The following is an 18,524-nucleotide window of genomic DNA, read 5'->3' on the forward strand; positions in this document are numbered from 1 at the left end:
ACCGGCTCAAGCAATGGCGCGCCATCGCCACCCGCTACGACAAACTCGCCCGCCACTACCAAGCGGCCGTCACCCTGGTCAGCGCCCTGCTCTGGATCAACACATGATCCACCGGACAGACCCTAGGCCGCGAAGCGAACGGCCCGCCCGGAACCTGGAAGGCGCCGGGCGGGCCGCTGTCGTTTCCGGGCCTGTGTCAGTTGTGGCCGCCGCCTGCCGGGGCCGGGGCCTGGCCGCCGCTCTCGCCTGTTCCGCCCTCCGGAGTGGACGGGGCAGGGGAGGTACCGGGCGCGGGGATGCCCGTGGAGACCGCTATGTAGGAGCCGTACTCGTTCTGCTGCGGCACGACCGGGACGAGGATCTCGATGGAGCCGGCGTGCTCGAACTGGAGCCGTACCCGGATGGACTCGCCGCCCAGCACCTGCCGCAGGTTCAGGTTCGACAGGACGACCAGCGGGACCTTGCCGCGGGGCGGGATCGGGGCGTTGGACGGCTGCGCGGTCGCGCCGCCCTCCGGAGGCGTGGGCGTGGCCGTGTCGGCGGGCCGGGAGGCCGCGGCGCCGGGGGACGGCGTGGTGGGCCGGGGAGAGGGCGATGTGGTCGACCGCGGGGTCCCGGGCTCGCGGGTGGGCGTCGGCGTCGCCCTGCCGGTCGGCGCGGCCTGGCCCTGCTGTTGCCCCTGCTGCTGCCCCGACTGGCCCTGCTGTTGGCCTGGCTGCCCCGGCCGGCCCTGCTGCTGGGCGGGCTGCGGCTGCTGGGGCGCCTGGCCGACCAGCGTGACCGGGGTGCCCTCGCCGGACGGCCGGGCGGCGGGCAGCGTCACCGCGCCGCCGGTGATCTCCGCCGACCCGAAGCTGGGCGAGGTGACCGAGACCAGCCGGTCCTGCCGTCCCTCGACCTGGTTGATGATCGTCCCGTACAGCGGTAGCGAGCTGCCCGCGGGAAGCGCCTGGTCGGGGCGCGGGCCGAGCAGGAACATGTTGCGGATGTCCACCTGCGAGGTCGCCGCGCCCCGCGGTACCGAGGCGTTGACGCCCTCGGTCAGCTGGGTGGGGGCGGCGCTCTGGGGCCGGCTGCCGGCGCCGCAGCCGGAGATCACCGGCGCGACGGCGACGGCGCCCGCGATGGCGAGCGCGACCGCTCGGCGGCTGTTTCGGATCACGGCGTCGATCTCCTCGCAAAGGACGTTCTGGAAGCTGGTCTGATCGGCGGGACGCGCCAAGCGAAGCCTAGCGAGGATGGACGGCGGACCTGGTTTCGGGGTGGCCTTGCCGTGTCGTCTCCCGCGTGTCCCCGTTCCGCTCTAGCTGAGCGACTTGACCTTGGCGGTCAGGTCGGGCCCCGGCTGCGGCGCGTGCAGCACGTGCGTGACCACGCCGTCCGGCTGGACGAGCACGGCGGTCAGCCCTCGGGTCCCGGGCGGTCCCCCGTAGGTGCCCGCGAGGATGTTCTGCTCGTCCTGCACGATCCGCGGCGTGCCACCGTGCGCGGCCCCGGCCAGGGCCTTCAGGTCGCGGCGCACCTTGTCGGCGGGCGCCGCGTTCCCGCGCCGGTCGGCGGCCAGCCAGAAGTTGAGCTCGAACTCCCGCGTGCGGGTGGCCAGCTCCGCCACGATCCGCTCGCACCCGCAGGACGGCGGGACGATCCCGATCACGCCGGGCCGCAGCTCCCGCAGCCCGATCGGCTTGGGCTCCGGGCCGTCCAGCGCGACCTCGCCCGAGGGCAGCACGCCGCCGATCCGCCCGGGCGCGGCGGAGGGGTGCGGCGCGAGCAGGCTGCCGGTGGGGCGCGGCGTCGGTCGCGGCCCGAACGCCGTCATCAGCGCTCCGCTCACCAGCGCGACGATCAGGGCGCCCGCGATGAGCGGGACGGCCACCCCGAAGCGGGTGATCGGCCGCAGCACGCGGCGGATCCGGTCCCGGCGGCGCTTGCGGCGCTCCTCGCGGTGGTAGGCGATGACGTCGGGGTCCAGTTCGCGGGCGTCATCGGGCACGACGATATCGACACGGGGCAGCCCGTAGTCGTCGGGCTCGGGGTCGCCGCCTGGCCTCACACCGCACCTCACGTCCAGTCGCGGAACTGTCCTCGTCGTGTCCTTTCGAGGCCCCTTTTGAACCTTCCGGGCGCTTCGTACCCACGCGGCCCGTCATGTTCACCTTCTAGTATGAAGCCGTATGCGCGAATACGGAGGAGGAGAACCGAGTGCGGTTCGCCGGGTCCTCGCCATGTCGCCGAAGGGGCCGCGCGGCGGCTCTTCCTCCTCGTCCCCTGCGTGCCCGACAGGCCCCGAATGCACGTTCCAGAGCCTTTGTCAAGACCCCAATATGCGGTTTGACCTGCGGAAATGTCGCGAAGGTCGGTGCGGTCACCGCCGAGCCCGTGCTACCCTGGTAGTAGCGGAAGGGGTACTTGTCACATGACTTTCCAGGTCGGCGACACCGTCGTCTACCCCCACCATGGGGCTGCTCGGATCGAGGCCATCGAGACTCGCACCATCAAGGGTGAGGAAAAGACCTACCTGGTCTTGAAGGTCGACAAGGGCGACCTGACAGTGCAGGTTCCAGTGGAGAACGTCGAGGACGTGGGCGTTCGCGACGTCGTCGGCCAGGAAGGCTTGGAGAAGGTGTTCGAGGTGCTGCGCGCGCCCTACACCGAGGAGCCGACCAACTGGTCGCGGCGCTACAAGGCGAACCTCGAGAAGCTCGCCTCCGGAGATGTCAACAAGGTCGCCGAGGTCGTCCGTGACCTGTGGCGGCGCGATAAGGAGCGTGGCCTGTCCGCCGGTGAGAAGCGGATGCTCGCCAAGGCCCGCCAGATCCTGGTCAGCGAGCTCGCGCTGGCCGAGAAGACCAACGAGGACAAGGCCGAGGCTCTCCTCGACGAGATCCTCACCAGCTGAGTTGAACCCGGTGCAGGGCACGCCGGCCGCCGCCGGCGGCGCGGCCGCATCGCTTCCGGGACTGCCACGGGTGGGCGTCGGTACCGACGTCCACCCGTTCGCGCGTCCAGACGACGCGGGCCGTCCGCTCAGGGTCGCCGGTCTCGAATGGCCGGGCGAAGGCCCGGGGCTGGCCGGCCACTCCGACGGGGACGTCGCCGCGCACGCCGCCTGCGACGCCCTCCTGTCGGCCTGCGGCCTGGGCGACCTGGGCGCGGTCTTCGGCACGGCTGACCCCCGCTGGTCCGGCGCCTCGGGCCCCGACCTGCTCGCCGAGGTCGCCCGCCGCGTCACCGAGTCGGGCCACGCCATCGGCAACGTCGCCATCCAGGTCATCGGCGTCCGCCCCAAGATCAGCAAGCGCCGCGCCGAAGCCGAGAAGGTCCTCTCCGAAGCCCTCGGCGGCGCCCCCGTCAGCCTCTCCGCCACCACCACCGACGGCCTGGGCCTCACCGGCCGAGCCGAGGGCCTGGCCGCCATAGCCACCTGCCTCGTCTGGCAAAGCCGACCCCACCACGCCGTCGCACCTCGCGACGGTTCACCCCGACACCGCTGAGCAGCCACGGCCTCGCGTAGGGCCTCACCGGCCGATGTGAGGCCAGGCCGCCGTCGCCAAGTGTCCCGTGTGGCACAGACGACCCCTCACAGCGACTAAGCCGGATGCGCCACGGGCCTTCACGCTTACTTCGCGGTGTGTATCCCCGGGCGGGGGCTTGACGGTTGTGGTCTTCAGTTGAAGCTTCAGTGGTCGGGGTCGGGGGTTGGGGGTTGGTCGCCGTTGTCACGTGTTTCGTGTGGCGGAGGTGATTTCTTGCGCCTGATGGGCGGGGTGGACGTGTCTCGCTTGCAGCGTGACTACTGGGCAGGGGCTTAGTGGTTACGGCCCTGGTGGGGCCTGACTGCCGTCGCCATATGGGGTGAGATCTCACACTCACTGGGTGGGGCGGACGCGTCTCGCGGTACCTCGCGGTGTGTTCACTTGGGTGGGGCTTGGGGGCTCGGCCTTAGTCGTCTGGTGGGGTGGGGGAGCTTCGGTAGGAGCCGGACGGTGGGTCCCAGTTCCAGATGGGGAGGTCGCTGGGGTTGTCGGCGTCGCGGTCTGGGGCTGGGGACTCCTCGGACTCCTCCTCTGGGGGTTGGTCCGGGTGGGGCGGCATGATGATGTCCGGCTGGGTGGTGGCGGCCTTCTGGGCGGACGGGCTGGGCGTCACGGCGTCCGGCGCCCGCGCTACCTCGACGTCGGTGGGCAGGAGTGGTGGCGGGCTGGGTTCGGGTAGCGCCGGGTCTTCGGTGCCCGGCTGTGTCGTTTCGGGGGCCACGGTCGGGGGCTTGGGCGGGGTGCGGACGTGCTTGATCATGCGGTACCAGAGCCAGATGGCGATCAGCAGCATGACGTGCGGGGCCACCGCGACGCCCACGCGTACCGGGGTGCGGGGCAGCGAGCCGTACCCCCATACGGCGTGCTGGACGGCGATGGCGGCGATGCCCGTCAGCAGGGCCAGCAGCAGCGCGCCCCGGATCCAGCGGGACCACCAGGGAGCGTCCCTGGCGACGATCAGTGACAGGACCACGATCACGACCAGGGCGTCCGCCATGATCGGGTACGCGGCGGCCCAGCGCTCCCCGGCCCCGCCCGCTATCGCGAAGTCGCGCAGCAGGTCGTGGGTGAGGGTGAACGCCCCACCGGCGAGCACCGCGAGGGCCAGGCCGCCCGCAACGGTGAGCAGCCGGCGCGCGTACCGGGGCGCGGAGCGCGGTTCGGGCAGGACGGGGGGATCAGCGGGCATGCGGAACTCGTTTCGTACCGGGGTCAAGTGGAGGGTAGCCAGCCGTCGCGGCGGATATCAGCGACTTCCGGCCGATCTTCGCAGTCCGCTTGCGGCTCGGGGTGGGTCGTACGGTATTGAGGGAGGGACAGTGCCGTCGGTCACCAACAAAAGTCGGGTAGTCACTCCTCCATGTCCTTTCCCCCCTCGATCTTGGAACGGGCCGTTGAACGCAAGCTCGGTGAGCCCGTTCGGGCGTTCGATGGCCGCGCGTCCCTTTGGCGGGCGCTCACGTGGACGGGCCTGTTCGGCCTCGCCGGGCTGGTGCTGATCCCCACGGCGGTGGCGGCCATGGCGGTCGGGCGGGCCGGCGTCGGGTCGGTGGCCGTGCTGGGCGTGGCGGCCCAGGCGGTGGCGGTGCCGTGGCTCGCCCGGAAGGGCCTGATCCTCGCCGGGCCGGCGGACCTGCGCGCCCGCAACAAGACCGTCTACCTGTTCGCCTGCGGGCTCGTCCTGAGGGCCGGGGGAGAGCGGCCCGCCTACAGGTGGGAGGATCTGGCCTCCGTCACGGTCTCCGGGGTACGGGACGGGGCGCAGGGCCCGACCCGGTACCGGTTCGCCGTCTGCGCCGCCGACGGGCGGGAGATCGTGTTCGGCCCCGAGCTGCCCGGCGTCCGCGACCTCGGGGAGCGGGTCGCGGCGGAGGTGACCGGGCGGGTGCTGCCCGACCGGCTCGCGCGGGTACGGGCGGGCGAGTCGGTGCGGATGGGGCCGTTCACGCTCGGGCCGGACGGTGTCGAGAAGGAGGGTGAGCGGCTCTCCTGGGCGGACGTGGTGGAGGCCGGGGTCGACAACGGCGTGGTGTACGTCGGGACCCGTGACGAGGCCCGGCGCCTGTCGGCGATCGCGTCCCGGGTGCCGAACGCGATCGCCTTCGTCCAGGTGTGCGAGACGCTCGCCGACGACGAGGGCGCGGTGTCGCGAACCGATGTCTGACGCGAAGGCGGCGAGCGCTCCGGGGAATCCAATAGCCTGGACGCGTGAGCCTGCGCCTTTATGACACCAGCACCCGTACGGTCCGCGCGTTCGAGCCCTTGGAAGAGGGCCGCGTGGGGTTGTACGTCTGTGGTGCCACGCCGCAGGCCGCGCCGCACATCGGGCACCTGCGCTCGGGCGTGATCTACGACGTGGTGGTGCGGTGGCTGCGCCGGTCCGGCTACGCGGTGACCTTCGCGCGCAACATCACCGACATCGACGACAAGATCATCGCGACGGCGGCGGAGCGGGGCGAGCCGTGGTTCGCGGTGGCCGAGGCCAACCAGCGGCTGTTCGCCCGGGGCTACGAGCTGCTGGGCAACCTGCCGCCGACGGTCGAGCCGCGCGCCACCGGGCACATCCCGGAGATGATCGCGCTGATCCGGCGGCTGATCGAGCGCGGGCACGCGTACCCGTCGGGCGGCGACGTGTACTTCGACGTCCGGTCCTGGGTGGGGGAGAACGGCGTGCTGCCGCTGTCCCAGCAGCGCCTGGAGAACATGCGCTCGGCCGGTGACACCCCGAACGAGGACCTGAAGCACGACCCGATCGACTTCGCGCTGTGGAAGGGCGCCAAGCCGGGCGAGCCGTCCTGGGAGACGCCGTGGGGCGAGGGGCGTCCAGGCTGGCACCTGGAGTGCTCGGCGATGGCGACGAAGTACCTGGGTCCCACGTTCGACATCCACGGCGGCGGGATGGACCTGATCTTCCCGCACCACGAGAACGAGATCGCGCAGTCACGCGCCGCCGGTGACGGGTTCGCCCGGTACTGGATGCACAACGGGCTCCTCACGGTGGACGGCGTGAAGATGAGCAAGTCGGTCGGCAACGTGGTGACGCTGCCCGGCCTGCTGGACAGGGCCCGTCCCGTGGAGATCCGGTACTACCTGGTCGCCGTGCATTACCGGTCGCTGATGGACTACACGGACGCGGCGCTGGCCGAGGCCGCGTCGGCGTACCAGCGCATCGAGGGCTTCGTGACCCGCGCCGCCGAGGTGGCCGGGACGGTGCCCGAGGCGGAGGACCTGCCGGAGGCCTTCACGGCCGCCATGGACGACGATCTGGGGGTGCCGCAGGCGCTCGCGGTCGTTCACGAGGTGGTGCGTGAGGGCAACAACGCGCTGGCGTCCGGCGACCTCGGCCAGGTGCGGTCGCGGCTGGCCTCGGTACGGGCGATGACCGGCACGCTCGGGCTGGACCCGCTGTCGGAGCAGTGGTCCCAGTCCGGTGACGGAGACCTGCGTTCCGTGGTGGACGCGCTGGTCGCGGTGGCGCTGGAGCAGCGGCAGGCCGCACGGGCACGCAAGGACTACGCCGCCGCCGACGCCATCCGCGACAGCCTGTCCGCGGCCGGGATCGTCGTCGAGGACACTCCCAACGGCCCCCGCTGGGAACTCAAGCGCGCCTGACCCGACGATACGAGAACGCGAGGCTTACCGAAGATGGCCAAAGGCAAGGGGAGGGGTCCCACTCCCAAAGCGGAGGACCGGCACTGGCATGCCAAACGGCAGCGTGCCCGCGCGGCGAAGAGCGCCAAGCGGACCGGTACCCCGACCTTGGGGCCGGGCGGCCGTGGCAAGGCGCCGGGCGGGCAGCCCGTACGGCAGGGCCGTCCCGCGGGGGCGCGCCGCGCGACCGGGGAGACGCCGGAGCTGGTGACGGGCCGCAACCCGGTGGTCGAGGCGCTGCGGGCCGGGGTGCCCGGCAGCGCGCTGTACGTGACATCCGGTGGCGACGACCGGGTGCGGGAGTCCATCAAGCTCGCCGCCGACCGGGGCGTCCCGCTGCTGGAGACCGGCAAGCACGAGCTGGACCGGCTCACCGACGGCGCCGTGCACCAGGGCATCGCGTTGCAGGTCCGCCCGTACCGGTACGCCCACCCCGACGACCTGCTGAAGGGCGCGGCGCCGCTGATCGTCGCGGTGGACGGGATCACCGACCCGCGCAACCTGGGCGCGATCGTGCGGTCCGCCGCCGCGTTCGGCGCGGCCGGGGTGGTGGTGCCGGAACGGCGTGCCGCGGGGGTGACCGCGGGGACGTGGAAGGCGTCGGCGGGCACGCTGGCGTCCGTGCCGGTCGCGCAGACCACGAACCTGACGCGGCAGCTCAAGGCGTACCAGAAGGCGGGCTGTTTCGTCGCGGGGCTGGACGCCCGCGGCGGTGTGACCGTCGCCGACCTGGAGCTGGCGTCGGGGCCCTTCGTGCTGGTCGTCGGCTCGGAGGGCAAGGGGCTCGGGCGGCTGGTCGCCGAGACCTGCGACCTGCTCGCCACGATCCCGATGCCGGGGACGGCCGAGTCCCTCAACGCGGGTGTGGCCGCGGGCATCGCCCTGTACGAGATCGCCCGCCGCCGGGGCGCCTGACCGTCCCGGGGTCGCGGCTCAGTCGAGCCGGATGCCGAAGAGGACGGGGGACGTGGGCTGTGGCGATCCGCCCTCCGGTTCGATCGTGACGCCGATCTGCCGCGCGTCCCCGACTCCGGACGAGATCAGCGTCCGCGTCCCGTCGCCGGAGCCGGGTGCCAGCGTCCCGGCGGAACGCGGCGCGCCGGCGCCCATGTACCAGAACTGGTAGGTCCGGGACCCGGGGAGGGGCCGCAGCCGTTCCGTCGTGATCAGCGCCCTGTCCAGGGATCGCGAGGCCACGACGGACGTGGCGCCGGTGGCGTCGGACCGTGCCGCGGCACGGCGGGCGTCCGGCGCCGACAGGATCGCGGTGATCTCCCGGTTGAGCGCGGTCGTCCGCTGGGCGTCGCGCCGCGCGTCCACCGCGACCCCGCCGGCGACCAGCGCCACGACCAGGCACGCGGCGGCGACCAGCAGGCCGGGGCCGGGCAGCCGCGGGATGCGGCGGGACTGCGCGGTGCGGGGCGGTTCCTGCCGGGTGTGCTCGATCTCCGCGAACACCTTGGCGCGCAGGGACGGCGGGGCGGGCCGGTCGCTGGCCAGCGCCAGCCGCGCGACGGTCTCCCGCAGCTCCCGCAGTTCCTCGGCGCAGTCGGGGCAGCGCGCGAGATGGCGTTCGAAGCGACGGCGTTCCAGGTCGTTCAGGGATTGCAGGGCGTACGCCCCGGCCAGGGTGTGCGCCTCGTTCATCGGTCCGCCCCCAGGCAGTCGCGCAGCCGGATCAGACCGTCCCGCATGCGGGTCTTCACCGTCGCCAGGTTGACGTTCAGCAGTGCCGACACCTCACGGTAGGTGTAGCCGCCGTAGTACGCCAGCGTGATCGACTCGCGTTGCAGTTCGGTGAGGTCGCCGAGGCAGTGGCGTACCTGCTGCTGTTCGAGGCGCGCGTGCACCCGCTCGGCCACCTCGTCGTACTCGCGGTTCGGCAGCGTGACCCTCACCTCCCGGTTCTTGCCCGCCTGCGCGGACCGTACCCGGTCGACGGCGCGCCGGTGCGCCAGCGTCATCGCCCAGGAGAAGGCGCTGCCGCGCTCGGGCCGGTAGTGGGACGCCTTGCGCCACAGCTCCACCAGCACCTCCTGCGCGACCTCCTCCGCCTGGGCGGGATCGCGGACGATCCTCAACGCCAGCCCGTAGACAGGCCCCGACAGCCGGTCGTAGACCTGCTCGAAGGCCCTCTGGTCGCCCCTCGCGACGCGGCCGAACAACTCCCCCAGGTCGTCGGGCGCCGCCTGCCGCTCGGTGGACTGCTGCTCGGTGGACTGCCATGCGTGGGGAATACGCGGGTCGTCGGTCTCCACATCGCTGATTCGTCGCGGACGGCGCCGCGGTTTGCCCTTTTTCCCCACGGATTTGGGACGGCCGCCGGAAGGCCGGTCATCCGGGGGTAAGGCCCTGGTGGCGGGGTAGTGCCGAGCCGGAGGAGGCGGGGGCGGTATGGGCACCACCAAGGCCGGGGAGATCAGCGGTGTCGTCGCCGGTTACGACGGTTCGGAGACCGCCGGCCAGGCGTTGGACTGGGCGGCCGCCGAGGCGCGGGCGCGCGGGGCCTCGATGACCGTGGTCTACGTGTGGGAGTTCGACTTCGGGGCGTCGATGGGGATGCCCGCCCTCGCTCCGGAGACCCTGGCTGAGCGGACGCTGGAGGCCGGGTTGGAACGCGTCCGGCGGTCGGCCCCGGGCCTGGAGGCGCGTCCCGTGCTGGAACGGGGCTCGGCGGGTGCGAGTCTCGTCGAGATCAGCCATCGGGCCGACCTGATGGTGGTGGGCTCGCGGGGACGGGGCGGCTTCGCCGGGCTCGTGCTGGGATCGGTCGGCGCGCAACTGGCCGCGCACGCCAGGTGCCCGGTGGTGGTGGTCCGGGGCGAGGGGGAGCCCGCGCCCGAGGGGACGGGGACGCTGGTGGTCGGCGTGGACGGTTCCCCGGCCTCCCGCGCGGCGGTGGAGCTGGCGTTCGGCGAGGCGGACGTGCACAGGGTCCCGCTGCGGGCGATCGTCGCCTGGACCCCCGAGGTGGACGTCCGGCAGCTACCGCTGGTGGACGGGGAGGCCATGCGCGAGGCCGCGGAGAGACGGCTCGACCGCCTGCTGGCACCCGTGCGCGAACGTTATCCCCGGGTGGACGTCCAATGCCGTGTGGAGGCGGGGTCGCCGCGCGAGGTGCTGATGGACGCCTCGGACGGCGCCCGCCTGCTGGTGGTCGGGGCCCGCGGGACGGGCGGCATCCGCGGGTTGCTGCTCGGCTCGGTGAGCGACGCGCTGGTGCATCACGCGCCCTGCCCGGTGGCCGTTGCCCGCGCCGAAGGGGACACCGGCGCGTAGGGACAGAAACGTACGCGGCTCGGTCCGTGGAGATCGTCAATCCGGGGGGATCCTGGGACGGCGGTGCCAGACATGGGCGACGCCGTGCGGGCGGATCGCCGTCAGTGCTTGATCAAGGGAGTCGCGCAGGGGGCCGCTCGTGTCGATGGTGGTGGCCTCCGGCCACGGATCCTCGGTGGCGGCCATGGCCCTGGCGATGCTCGCGTCGGCGTCGGACGGGCTGGGGGCGCGATCGCGGAGGCGTCCGGCGGTGACCTGCTCGTCCGCCATGCACCGCAGGGGGTGGAACTCGGCGCACGCCCGGTGCCCGACCTCGCCGATCAGGTCGCGGTCGTGCCGGGACGTCCAGGAGGCGTCCAGCACCACCGTTTCGCCGAGGCCGAGGAGCCGCTCGGCTCGCTGGGCCAGCTCGTCATAGGTACGGCGGTCCCACTCGGGCGTGTAGATGCCCTTGCCGTACGGCGCGGCGGCCGAGTCGCCCGGGGACAGGCCGGCCAGTTCCTTGCGGACGCGGTCGCTGCTGAGCAGCGTGCATCCGAGCCGGTCGGCGATGGCACCGGCCAGGGTCGTCTTGCCGGTGCCGGGTAGCCCGCCGACCAGGATGAGCCCGACGGCGCCGGCGCGCAGGTGGCGCAGGGCCATGCCCGTGAGCGTCCCGGCCTCGGCGGCGGCGCCTTCGTCGCCCTGGTCATGGCGCAGGCAGGCGACCTTGGCGCGGACGAAGGCCCGATACGCGACATAGTGGTGGCGCAGCGAGGGCGGCGCGGGGTCGGCGGCGAACTCGGCGTACCAGCCGATGAACCGTTCGGCCAGTCCGGGGTGGCCGAGCCGTTCCAGGTCCATGGCCAGGAACGCGGCGTCGTCCACTCCGTCCAGGTAACGCAGCCGGTCGTCGAATTCCAGGCAGTCCAGGATGCGGGGGCCGTCGTCCAGAGCGTAGATGTCACCGGCGAGCAGGTCGCCGTGGCCGTCCACGACCCGGCCCTCGTTGACGCGCCCGGACAGCAGCGGTTCGCGTCCGGCCAGGAAGTCCAGGGCGCGGCGGCGGATCTCCTCGGCCTCACCGGCGTCGATCACACGGCCGTGGAAGGGGCCGACCTGCTCGAAGCTCTGCGTCCAGCGGTCCCTGAGGGCGTCGCGGGTGCCTTCGGCGGAGATTTCGGGGCCTCGGGGCGCGCGGGCATGCCAGGACGCCAGTGTGCGCGCGACGGCGCGCAGGGCGTCGTCGACGGGCGCCCCGGCCCGCACCAGATCGGAGAGGCGCCGGTCCGCTGGCATCCGCCGCATCATCAGCAGGTGATCGCAGGGCTTGCCGCCGGAGTCGTGGACATCGAGCACCCCCAGGTAGACATCGGGGGCGAAACGCTTGTTGAGGCGGGCCTCCTGGTGCAGCGCCCGCTCGCGCGCCTCCCGGGTGGTGAAGTCCAGGAAGCCCAGGTCGACCGGTTTCTTGAGCTTGTAGGCGCGGTCGCCGACGAAGAACACCACCCCGATATGGGTCTCGCTGATCGCCGCGCCGCCCCCGCCGATGGAGGTCACCGTCATCACGTCCCGGAACCGTCGGTCATCGGACCCTGGGCGCTCCAGGTCCTCGCTGTCGTTCGTACCCACAGTCCCGGCGATCGTGACCGCTCCGCTCACGACCCGCGCGACCGGCGGTTACTTTTTAGGGCCTTTACCCGGCTTTCCTGGCTTTTCGGGCTTCCCTGGCTTCTCGTCCTTCTTGGAGTTCTTCGATCCCTTCTGCGGAGGGTCGCCGGGCTTCTTCCCCTGGTCCTCGCGGTTCAGCAGCTTGGCGCAGTAGCCCCTGACCTTGCCGGGTGCGCCCGCTGCCGCGATCAACGGAGCGAACGCCGGATCGGAGACGTGCCGGCCGGGCTTGCCGGAGGCCAGGTAGGCCCGGCACAGCTCTGCCTGCGACGACGGGGCCGGCGCTCCCCGCTCCGGGGACATGGGGGAGGGAGTGCGGCGCGGCTGCCCGGGTTCGGGAGCGGTGATCCTGGACGTGGCGGAGGTCGAGGGGCGTGAGGGCGACAACGACTCCAGGGCGGGGAGGTTGCCGGTGCCCGCGGCCAGGGCGGCGCCACCGGCCGTCGTCGTGCCGACCGCCAGCGCGGCAATGGTCTTGGCGGTGGCGATCTTCAGCAGGGCACGGCGCACCGTCCGCCCTCGGTCGGGCCGGTGTCCCGCGGTGAGCCGGGCCTGGCGGAAGGCGGCCACGGCCGCGTCCTCACCGCCGAGTTCGTCATCGCGGGCCGGTGCCGCCGCGGCGGCGAGCACGCCCGCGACCGGATGCGCGGCCACCTCCGGATCGCGCCAGATGCCCGCCAGCAGGTCCTCGGCGGCGGCCCTGCCGAGTCGCCGATGGCTGCGCCGGTCGCGGCGATGGTGGTGGTCGAAGCTCATGAGCGGCTCACCACATGCCCTTCAGCATCGCGTACACCGGCCGTGTCACCGTGCTCTCCGCCCTACCGTCCGCCGTGCCGGGACCGGCGGGCGGCGGCTCCAGGCGTCTCCGGTGAGGCGGCGGCCTGGTCCAGGCGGCCGGCCAGGTGCCGCAGCCCCTGGAGGGCCACCGCCTGGACGGCGCCCGCGCTCCTGCCCATGACCATGGCCGCCTGCGCGTTGTCCAGGCCCATGACCGTACGGAGCATCACCGCCTCCGCCTCGTCGCGCGGCAGGGAGGCGATCAGGGCGATCGCGGCGTCGGTGGACGGCGGCTCGCCCGCCGGATCGACGTGATCGTAACGCCGGGGCCGTCCCGGCCGCTCATCGATCACCTCGGCCGGCGAACGTCCGCCCAGGTGATCGAAGGCCCGGCCGCGTCCGATCACCGAGACCCAGCCCAGAAAACGCTGGAAGTCGCCGCGGAAGCCGGGCAGGCCGGTCGCGACCTCCCGCCAGGTCCGTGCCGCCACCGGGGCGGCGTCGTCGCCGACCAGCACGCGCAGGTAACGCAGCAGTCGTGGCTGCACGGCCCGGTACAGCCTGCGGAACGCGTCCTGGTCGCCGCATCGCGCGGCCCGCAGGGCCGACGACAGACGTTCGTCGATGCCGGACCCCGCGCTCGCCCGCTCTCCTGGGACCATCAGACCCTTCGCCAACGCTTTTTTTGCGTCCATGATGCGACGCCGATCACGCGCAGGTGCGCGAATCCGCACACTCCGCACAGAGTCGGAGTCTCGCCCCCATCACGGACGGTGAGCATGGACTCGTCAGGAATCAAGAAGCACTGGTCACGGGGCCGTGGGTAGCGTGACGGTATGGATCTCACCGTGCACACCACCGTTCTTCCGCATGACGACCCGGACGCCTCCCTGGCCTTCTACCGGGACATCCTTGGATTCGAAGTCCGCAGCGACGTCGGGAAGGGCTCGATGCGCTGGATCACGGTCGGCCCGGCCGGTCGTGGCGGCACGTCCATCCTGCTGGCGCCGCCGGCCGCCGACCCGGGGATCACCGACGACGAGCGCCGCACCATCGCCGAGATGATGGCCAAGGGCACCTACGGGTGGATCCTGCTGGCCACCCGGGACCTCGCCGGGACGTTCGAGAAGGTGCAGGCCGGGGGCGCCGAGGTCGTCCAGGAACCGATGGAGCAGCCCTACGGCGTCCGCGACTGCGCCTTCCGCGACCCCGCGGGCAACCTGATCCGCATTCAGGAGACACGCTGAGCGAGAATTCCATGACCCGGAATCGGGAAGCCGCCGGCCGATGGGTCCGGTGCGTTATCCGGATGACGGCGGGCAGATGGTGGCCTATCGTTCCGTACGGGTCGCCCCGACGGGTCCAGGAGCGAGTGGCCTTCCGGAGACCGTGCACTCGGAACAGTCATCCACTGATAACTGGTTTCCCTTCCGAAAACTCGTCCTCCGCATCGGGCGCGGTACGGGGCGGCTCCTTCGCAGCCCTTCATGGAGATCGTCATGGCTCGTACGCGCGACATCATCATCAAGTCCACGCACCGCGGTCTGCGGTACGAGGACGGCCGGCTGACCGAGGTTCTGGAGGCGGGCCGTTACCAGATCCCCGAGCGGCGCCGCAGGAACACGCCCGTCGTCGAGATCGTGCTGGTGGACATGCGCGAACGGGAACTGCTGCTCAAGGGCCAGGAAATCCTGACCTCCGACAAGGTCGCCGTGCGGGTCAGCATCATCACGCAGTACCGGGTCGTCGATCCCGCCGCCGCGCTGGAGAAGGTGGAGTCCTACACCGACCGCCTTTACAGCGACGTACAGCTCGCCGCCCGCCGTTCGCTGGCGTCCATGACCCTGGAAGGCATTCTCACCAACCGCAACCAGCTCAGCGAGGACATTCTCGGTGACGTCCAGGACGCCGCGTCCGGATACGGGATCTCCATTCTGCGCGCCGACGTGAAGGACCTGGTGTTCCCCGGCAACCTCCAGGAGATCATGAACCGGGTGCTGGCCGCCGAGCGGCTCAGCGAGGCACAGCTCGTCGAGGCCAGGACCAAGGCCGAACGGGAGCTGATCGAGGCCCGGTCGAAGGCCGAGACCGAACGCGTCTCCGCCCTCGCCGCACGCGAGGCCGAGCAGATCAAGGCGGAGAGCCACGCCCGGACCCAGCGGATGAAGGCCGAGGCGGACGCCGAGGCCCTGCGCCTGCACGCCGACGCGGCCGCCGCCTACTCCGAGCACCCGGTGCTGCTGCGCGTACGCGAGCTGGAAACGCTGGCACGCCTGGCCACCAACGCCGCGGCCCGTCTCTACATCGGCTTTGACAAGCACACCGAACTCCGCGCGGAATGACCGCCCTCCAGCCGCTGGCGGCTTTTGTCGCCGGCGGCTGGTAGGAATGCCGGATGGACCTGGTTCAGGCGGTCTCCGAGCATGTGCGGCTGTTCAACGAGTCGGTCCGCACGGGCGACTTCAGCGCCTTCGTGGCGACGTTCCACGAAGAGGCCGTGATGATCTTCGAGGATGTGCCCGTCGGCCCGTTCCACGGGCGGGAGGCGATCGCCGTGGCCTACGCCGACCGGCCACCAAGCGACTCGATGACAACGGTGTCCGTCGAGGAGACCGCGCCGGACGCGGCCCTGGTCCGGTTCGACTGGACCACGGGCGGCTCGGGCTCCATGCGGCTGCGATGGCGGGACGGCCAGGTGATCGAATTGATCGTGTCGTTCGCCCGATAGTCAGGGTTCTCCCTGCCAGAGGGTCAGGTCGAACCTCAGGATGCCGCGATCCATAACGATGCCGGTCTTGAACTTCCTGACTTCAAGCAGGCCCACCAGGCCGGATTCGGTGATGACGCAGATGGAGCGCCCTGCGGTCACCGACTCGAAGTCCAGCCACCTGGACCGGCCCGTCCGGTTCTGACACACCCGGTACCCGCCGCGAACGTCGGCCGGCAGCACGCTTATCCGGTGGGCCGAGATGTCTTGTCTGAACATGAGGTCGCCATCGACCGATCGTTTGTTGACCGGGTCGTCGTCGAACCTGAGCGAGTAGCTCCGGGATAGCGTGATGTTCGTGTAATGGCCGACTTGGGTGCCGGGTGCTCTTTTCGGCTTGGACGGCGAAACAGTGGTGGCCGTGGGGCTCGGCGGGGCGGCTTTCTCCTGGTTTCCGCACGAGCACATGCCCACGAGGAGGACCAGCGACCCGACCACGGTGTACAGCCGAACGTACATCGGTCTCCTAGTGGAGGTGCCCAGAGCAGCGAGGCAGGAAAGCCGGACCGAGGACGCTCCGCGCGATCGCCGGTGATTCTGATCCCAGGGGACGAAGGAACGACCCCGGCTTGGCGAAGCCGCTTCCTCGGTCTCGCGGTGGCCCTTGACCTGGAGCCCCCGGCCGGGTTCGAACCGGCGACCTGCCGCTTACAAGGCGGCTGCTCTGGCCAGCTGAGCTACAGGGGCGTGCCGGCGTCGGCGCCGACGGGCACACAATACCGGGCGCCGCGGGGCGGACGCGGCTTGATTTACCGGGGGTCGGCGGGGCGGCGGGGGAGGTGTGGGCCGGGGTGTCCCGAGGCTGCCCGATTGTGCCGAGTGAGCCGGGCGGCGCCATCGCCGCGTGGCACAATGTTGCCTTCCTGTGTTGCCTTCCTGCCTCACGGCGCCCCTCGTGGCGTCGCGTCGGCGGGATGAGGGGCTGGGCTCCCGGGGCCGGGTGTTCGCGCGGAACCCGGGGTGGCGATCCGGGCGGGCCGACGGCCGGAGGAGGTGCGGGTGGCGTGTCGCGAGCTGGCCGTCGCGGGCGGGCCCTGGCCGTCAGGTTCGGGGCGGCGGTCCTGGCGCTGACCCTCGTTCCGGGTGGGGGCGTCGGCCTTCTGTGGGAACCTGGACGTGCCGCCGCCGAGCCCGTCGACCAGATCCGGGCCCGGCAGTGGCATCTCGACGCGATGCGGATCCCCCGGGCATGGCGGACGTCCAAGGGGGCGGGCGTCACGGTCGCCGTGCTGGACACCGGTGTCGACCGCCGCCATCCCGATCTGGTGGGACGGGTCACGACCGGGCCGGACCTCACCGGCGGGACGCGCAGTCCGGGTGACAAGTACTGGGGCCTGCACGGGACGTCGATGGCCAGCATCATCGCCGGCCACGGCAACGGCCCCGGCCGGCGGCGCGGCGTGATCGGCGTCGCCCCGTCCAGCAGGATCCTCTCGATCAGGGTGACGTGGGAGAACGACGACCCGCAGCGGCGGAACGGCGGCGAGGGCAACCGGAACAGGGACGCGGTGGCGCAGGGCATCCGGTACGCCGCCGACCACGGCGCCGACATCATCAACATGTCGCTCGGCGGCGGGCGGCTGTTCTACGACGGGAACTCCACCGAGGAGAGCGCGGTCCGGTACGCGCTCGACAAGGGCGTGGTGCTGATCGCCTCGGCCGGCAACGACGGCGCCGGGCCGAACCGCAACAACTTCCCCGCCGCGTACCGGGGGGTGATCGCCGTCGGCGCCCTCGACCGGCGGCTCCAGCTCTGGAAGGACAGCAACCGCCGTCCCTACGTGGCCGTGTGCGCGCCGGGCGTGGAGATCGTCAGCGCCGACTCCAGCAGCGGGTACGTGATCGGTACGGGGACCAGCCCGTCCTCGGCCATCGTCGCCGGAGTCGCCGCGCTGATCCGGTCCCGCTACCCGAGGCTGTCGCCGGACGAGGTGCGGGAGGCCCTGGTGAAGGGCACCGTCCCCGACCGTCCGACCGGCTCGTCCACCTGTACGGGACCGCTGGACGCGGTGCGGGCGCTGTCGGCCGCCGCGCGGATCGACCGGACCGAGGGCGGCGCCGAGGACGGGCCGCGCAGCCCGAGCCCCGCGCCCGTCACCTACGAGGAGAACGCGGGAGGCCGTGACGGCCTGCTGCTCGCCGCCATCCTGGGGGGCGGTGGCCTCATCGTCGGCGTCGTCGTCCTGCTGAGCCTGCGCCGCCGCCCGCCACCGGACGCTGAGCCGGACGACTTCGACGAGGTCGAGGACTACGGGCTCGGCGCGCACCGCATGCCGCGCCCGCAGCCCGCCTTCGCAGCGCACGACGCCGGCCGCGACACGTACACCGCCCCGGCCGGCGCACCGGTCTGGCAGAGCAACGAGGTGTACGCGCCACCGCCGTCCCTGCAACCGGAACGTCCGGAACGCCGGTCTGGCGACGTTCCGGCCGGAAAGGGCGCGAGCGTGCCTCCGATCCCCAGCGAGCTTCGACCCTCGTTGCCTTACGGCGGTACGCGCCCGGCCCGTGGGACGGGCGAGTTCCCGGGAATGGGAGACGACGCGTGGGACCGGTTCCGCCGCGATGCCCTCGAAGAAGCCTCCCTGCCGTCCATGCCCCAGAGGGAGCAGAGGCCAGGGGAGCCGTCAACGCTTCACAACGGCTACACGCCGCCCGTACGCCATGTGGACGACCTGCCCGGCAACGCGTTCCCCGCGGCGCCGCCCCCGGTCGACCACGATCCGCCGGACCGGTCCGTTCCGCCGGACGACGACTGGCGGGGCCTGCCGAAGCGGAACCGCCGCCGGGCGGGCGGGGACGAGTCGCTGCCGCCCTGGTGGTGACCGAAGCGGGCGCCGCCTCGCCCCGCCCTACTCCGTCGGGCG

At 72.1% G+C, this 18,524-nt stretch carries 19 protein-coding genes, 1 tRNA gene and 1 pseudogene; 11 read left to right on the forward strand and 10 right to left on the reverse strand.

Translation table 11 applies throughout. The features are described from left to right. Positions 1-107 (forward strand): annotated as a pseudogene (locus QSK21_RS33660) (IS5/IS1182 family transposase); the annotation flags it as partial. Between the two features lie 89 nt (positions 108-196). Here QSK21_RS33660 and QSK21_RS33665 read toward each other — a convergent pair. Both QSK21_RS33665 and QSK21_RS33670 read right to left on the reverse strand, forming a co-directional pair. Continuing rightward, positions 197-1,162 (reverse strand): hypothetical protein, encoded by a 966-nt coding sequence (locus tag QSK21_RS33665; RefSeq protein ID WP_285701710.1) that lies wholly within the window; start codon positions 1,160-1,162, stop codon positions 197-199. A gap of 141 nt (positions 1,163-1,303) precedes the next feature. Beyond that, positions 1,304-2,053 (reverse strand): hypothetical protein, encoded by a 750-nt coding sequence (locus QSK21_RS33670; protein WP_285701711.1) that lies wholly within the window; start codon positions 2,051-2,053, stop codon positions 1,304-1,306. A 363-nt stretch (positions 2,054-2,416) separates the two neighbouring features. Between QSK21_RS33670 and QSK21_RS33675 the strand changes: the two genes are divergently transcribed. Together QSK21_RS33675 and ispF are read left to right on the forward strand one after the other, a co-directional pair. Then, complete coding sequence (locus QSK21_RS33675; RefSeq protein ID WP_285701713.1) at positions 2,417-2,899, forward strand: CarD family transcriptional regulator; 483 nt, start codon at positions 2,417-2,419, stop codon at positions 2,897-2,899. A 70-nt stretch (positions 2,900-2,969) separates the two neighbouring features. Next, positions 2,970-3,494, forward strand: coding sequence for a 2-C-methyl-D-erythritol 2,4-cyclodiphosphate synthase (ispF, locus tag QSK21_RS33680; protein ID WP_285701756.1), 525 nt, complete (start codon positions 2,970-2,972; stop codon positions 3,492-3,494). Positions 3,495-3,942: 448 nt separating this feature from the next. Here ispF and QSK21_RS33685 read toward each other — a convergent pair whose 3' ends face one another. After that, positions 3,943-4,725, reverse strand: a complete 783-nt coding sequence (locus QSK21_RS33685; RefSeq protein ID WP_285701714.1) for a hypothetical protein — start codon at positions 4,723-4,725, stop codon at positions 3,943-3,945. Positions 4,726-4,896: 171 nt separating this feature from the next. Between QSK21_RS33685 and QSK21_RS33690 the strand changes: the two genes are divergently transcribed. The 3 genes from QSK21_RS33690 to rlmB are packed head-to-tail and all read left to right on the forward strand — an operon-like array spanning position 4,897 to position 8,102. After that, positions 4,897-5,700: a DUF6585 family protein gene (locus QSK21_RS33690; protein WP_285701715.1), complete on the forward strand. Its 804-nt coding sequence runs from the start codon at positions 4,897-4,899 to the stop codon at positions 5,698-5,700. Positions 5,701-5,744: 44 nt separating this feature from the next. Continuing rightward, complete coding sequence (gene cysS, locus QSK21_RS33695) at positions 5,745-7,148, forward strand: cysteine--tRNA ligase (RefSeq protein WP_285701716.1); 1,404 nt, start codon at positions 5,745-5,747, stop codon at positions 7,146-7,148. Positions 7,149-7,181: 33 nt separating this feature from the next. Then, positions 7,182-8,102: a 23S rRNA (guanosine(2251)-2'-O)-methyltransferase RlmB gene (gene rlmB / locus QSK21_RS33700; RefSeq protein WP_285701717.1), complete on the forward strand. Its 921-nt coding sequence runs from the start codon at positions 7,182-7,184 to the stop codon at positions 8,100-8,102. An 18-nt stretch (positions 8,103-8,120) separates the two neighbouring features. Here the strand turns inward: rlmB and QSK21_RS33705 are convergent, their stop codons facing one another. Next, positions 8,121-8,834: an anti-sigma factor gene (locus QSK21_RS33705; RefSeq protein ID WP_285701718.1), complete on the reverse strand. Its 714-nt coding sequence runs from the start codon at positions 8,832-8,834 to the stop codon at positions 8,121-8,123. Further along, a complete protein-coding gene (gene sigK / locus QSK21_RS33710) occupies positions 8,831-9,424 on the reverse strand; it encodes an ECF RNA polymerase sigma factor SigK (RefSeq protein ID WP_502871624.1) in 594 nt (197 codons plus the stop codon). The genes QSK21_RS33705 and sigK overlap by 4 nt, the downstream gene beginning before the upstream one ends. Positions 9,425-9,581: 157 nt before the next feature. Here sigK and QSK21_RS33715 point away from each other — a divergent pair, with 157 nt between their 5' ends. Further along, positions 9,582-10,466, forward strand: a complete 885-nt coding sequence (locus QSK21_RS33715; protein WP_285701721.1) for a universal stress protein — start codon at positions 9,582-9,584, stop codon at positions 10,464-10,466. Positions 10,467-10,502: 36 nt separating this feature from the next. On the opposite strand, the gene QSK21_RS33720 is transcribed toward QSK21_RS33715, so the two are convergent. The 3 genes from QSK21_RS33720 to QSK21_RS33730 form a co-directional block, all read right to left on the reverse strand. Continuing rightward, positions 10,503-12,077, reverse strand: a complete 1,575-nt coding sequence (locus QSK21_RS33720; RefSeq protein WP_285701722.1) for a bifunctional aminoglycoside phosphotransferase/ATP-binding protein — start codon at positions 12,075-12,077, stop codon at positions 10,503-10,505. A gap of 48 nt (positions 12,078-12,125) precedes the next feature. Then, positions 12,126-12,872 carry a hypothetical protein gene (locus tag QSK21_RS33725; RefSeq protein WP_285701723.1) on the reverse strand — a complete coding sequence of 249 codons (747 nt, stop codon included), beginning with the start codon at positions 12,870-12,872 and terminating at the stop codon, positions 12,126-12,128. 62 nt (positions 12,873-12,934) lie between these two features. Then, on the reverse strand, positions 12,935-13,555 hold the full coding sequence (locus QSK21_RS33730; RefSeq protein WP_285701724.1) for an RNA polymerase sigma factor: 621 nt from the start codon (positions 13,553-13,555) through the stop codon (positions 12,935-12,937). Positions 13,556-13,729: 174 nt separating this feature from the next. Between QSK21_RS33730 and QSK21_RS33735 the strand changes: the two genes are divergently transcribed. From QSK21_RS33735 to QSK21_RS33745, 3 genes are all read left to right on the forward strand, one after another. Next, positions 13,730-14,140: a VOC family protein gene (locus tag QSK21_RS33735; RefSeq protein WP_285701725.1), complete on the forward strand. Its 411-nt coding sequence runs from the start codon at positions 13,730-13,732 to the stop codon at positions 14,138-14,140. A 252-nt stretch (positions 14,141-14,392) separates the two neighbouring features. Next, positions 14,393-15,235: a slipin family protein gene (locus QSK21_RS33740; protein WP_285701726.1), complete on the forward strand. Its 843-nt coding sequence runs from the start codon at positions 14,393-14,395 to the stop codon at positions 15,233-15,235. A gap of 53 nt (positions 15,236-15,288) precedes the next feature. After that, a complete protein-coding gene (locus QSK21_RS33745) occupies positions 15,289-15,621 on the forward strand; it encodes a nuclear transport factor 2 family protein (RefSeq protein WP_285701728.1) in 333 nt (110 codons plus the stop codon). Here QSK21_RS33745 and QSK21_RS33750 read toward each other — a convergent pair whose 3' ends face one another. Together QSK21_RS33750 and QSK21_RS33755 are read right to left on the reverse strand one after the other, a co-directional pair. Beyond that, positions 15,622-16,119 (reverse strand): hypothetical protein, encoded by a 498-nt coding sequence (locus tag QSK21_RS33750; protein ID WP_285701730.1) that lies wholly within the window; start codon positions 16,117-16,119, stop codon positions 15,622-15,624. Positions 16,120-16,270: 151 nt separating this feature from the next. Further along, positions 16,271-16,347, reverse strand: a tRNA-Thr gene (locus QSK21_RS33755). A gap of 317 nt (positions 16,348-16,664) precedes the next feature. Here QSK21_RS33755 and QSK21_RS33760 point away from each other — a divergent pair. Further along, entirely contained in the window at positions 16,665-18,482 is a 1,818-nt protein-coding gene (locus tag QSK21_RS33760) for a S8 family peptidase (protein ID WP_285701731.1), read from the forward strand. Positions 18,483-18,524 lie beyond the last annotated feature (42 nt).

It is taken from the genome of Actinomadura sp. NBRC 104412 (genome assembly GCF_030269515.1).
Taxonomy (GTDB): Bacteria; Actinomycetota; Actinomycetes; order Streptosporangiales; family Streptosporangiaceae; genus Spirillospora.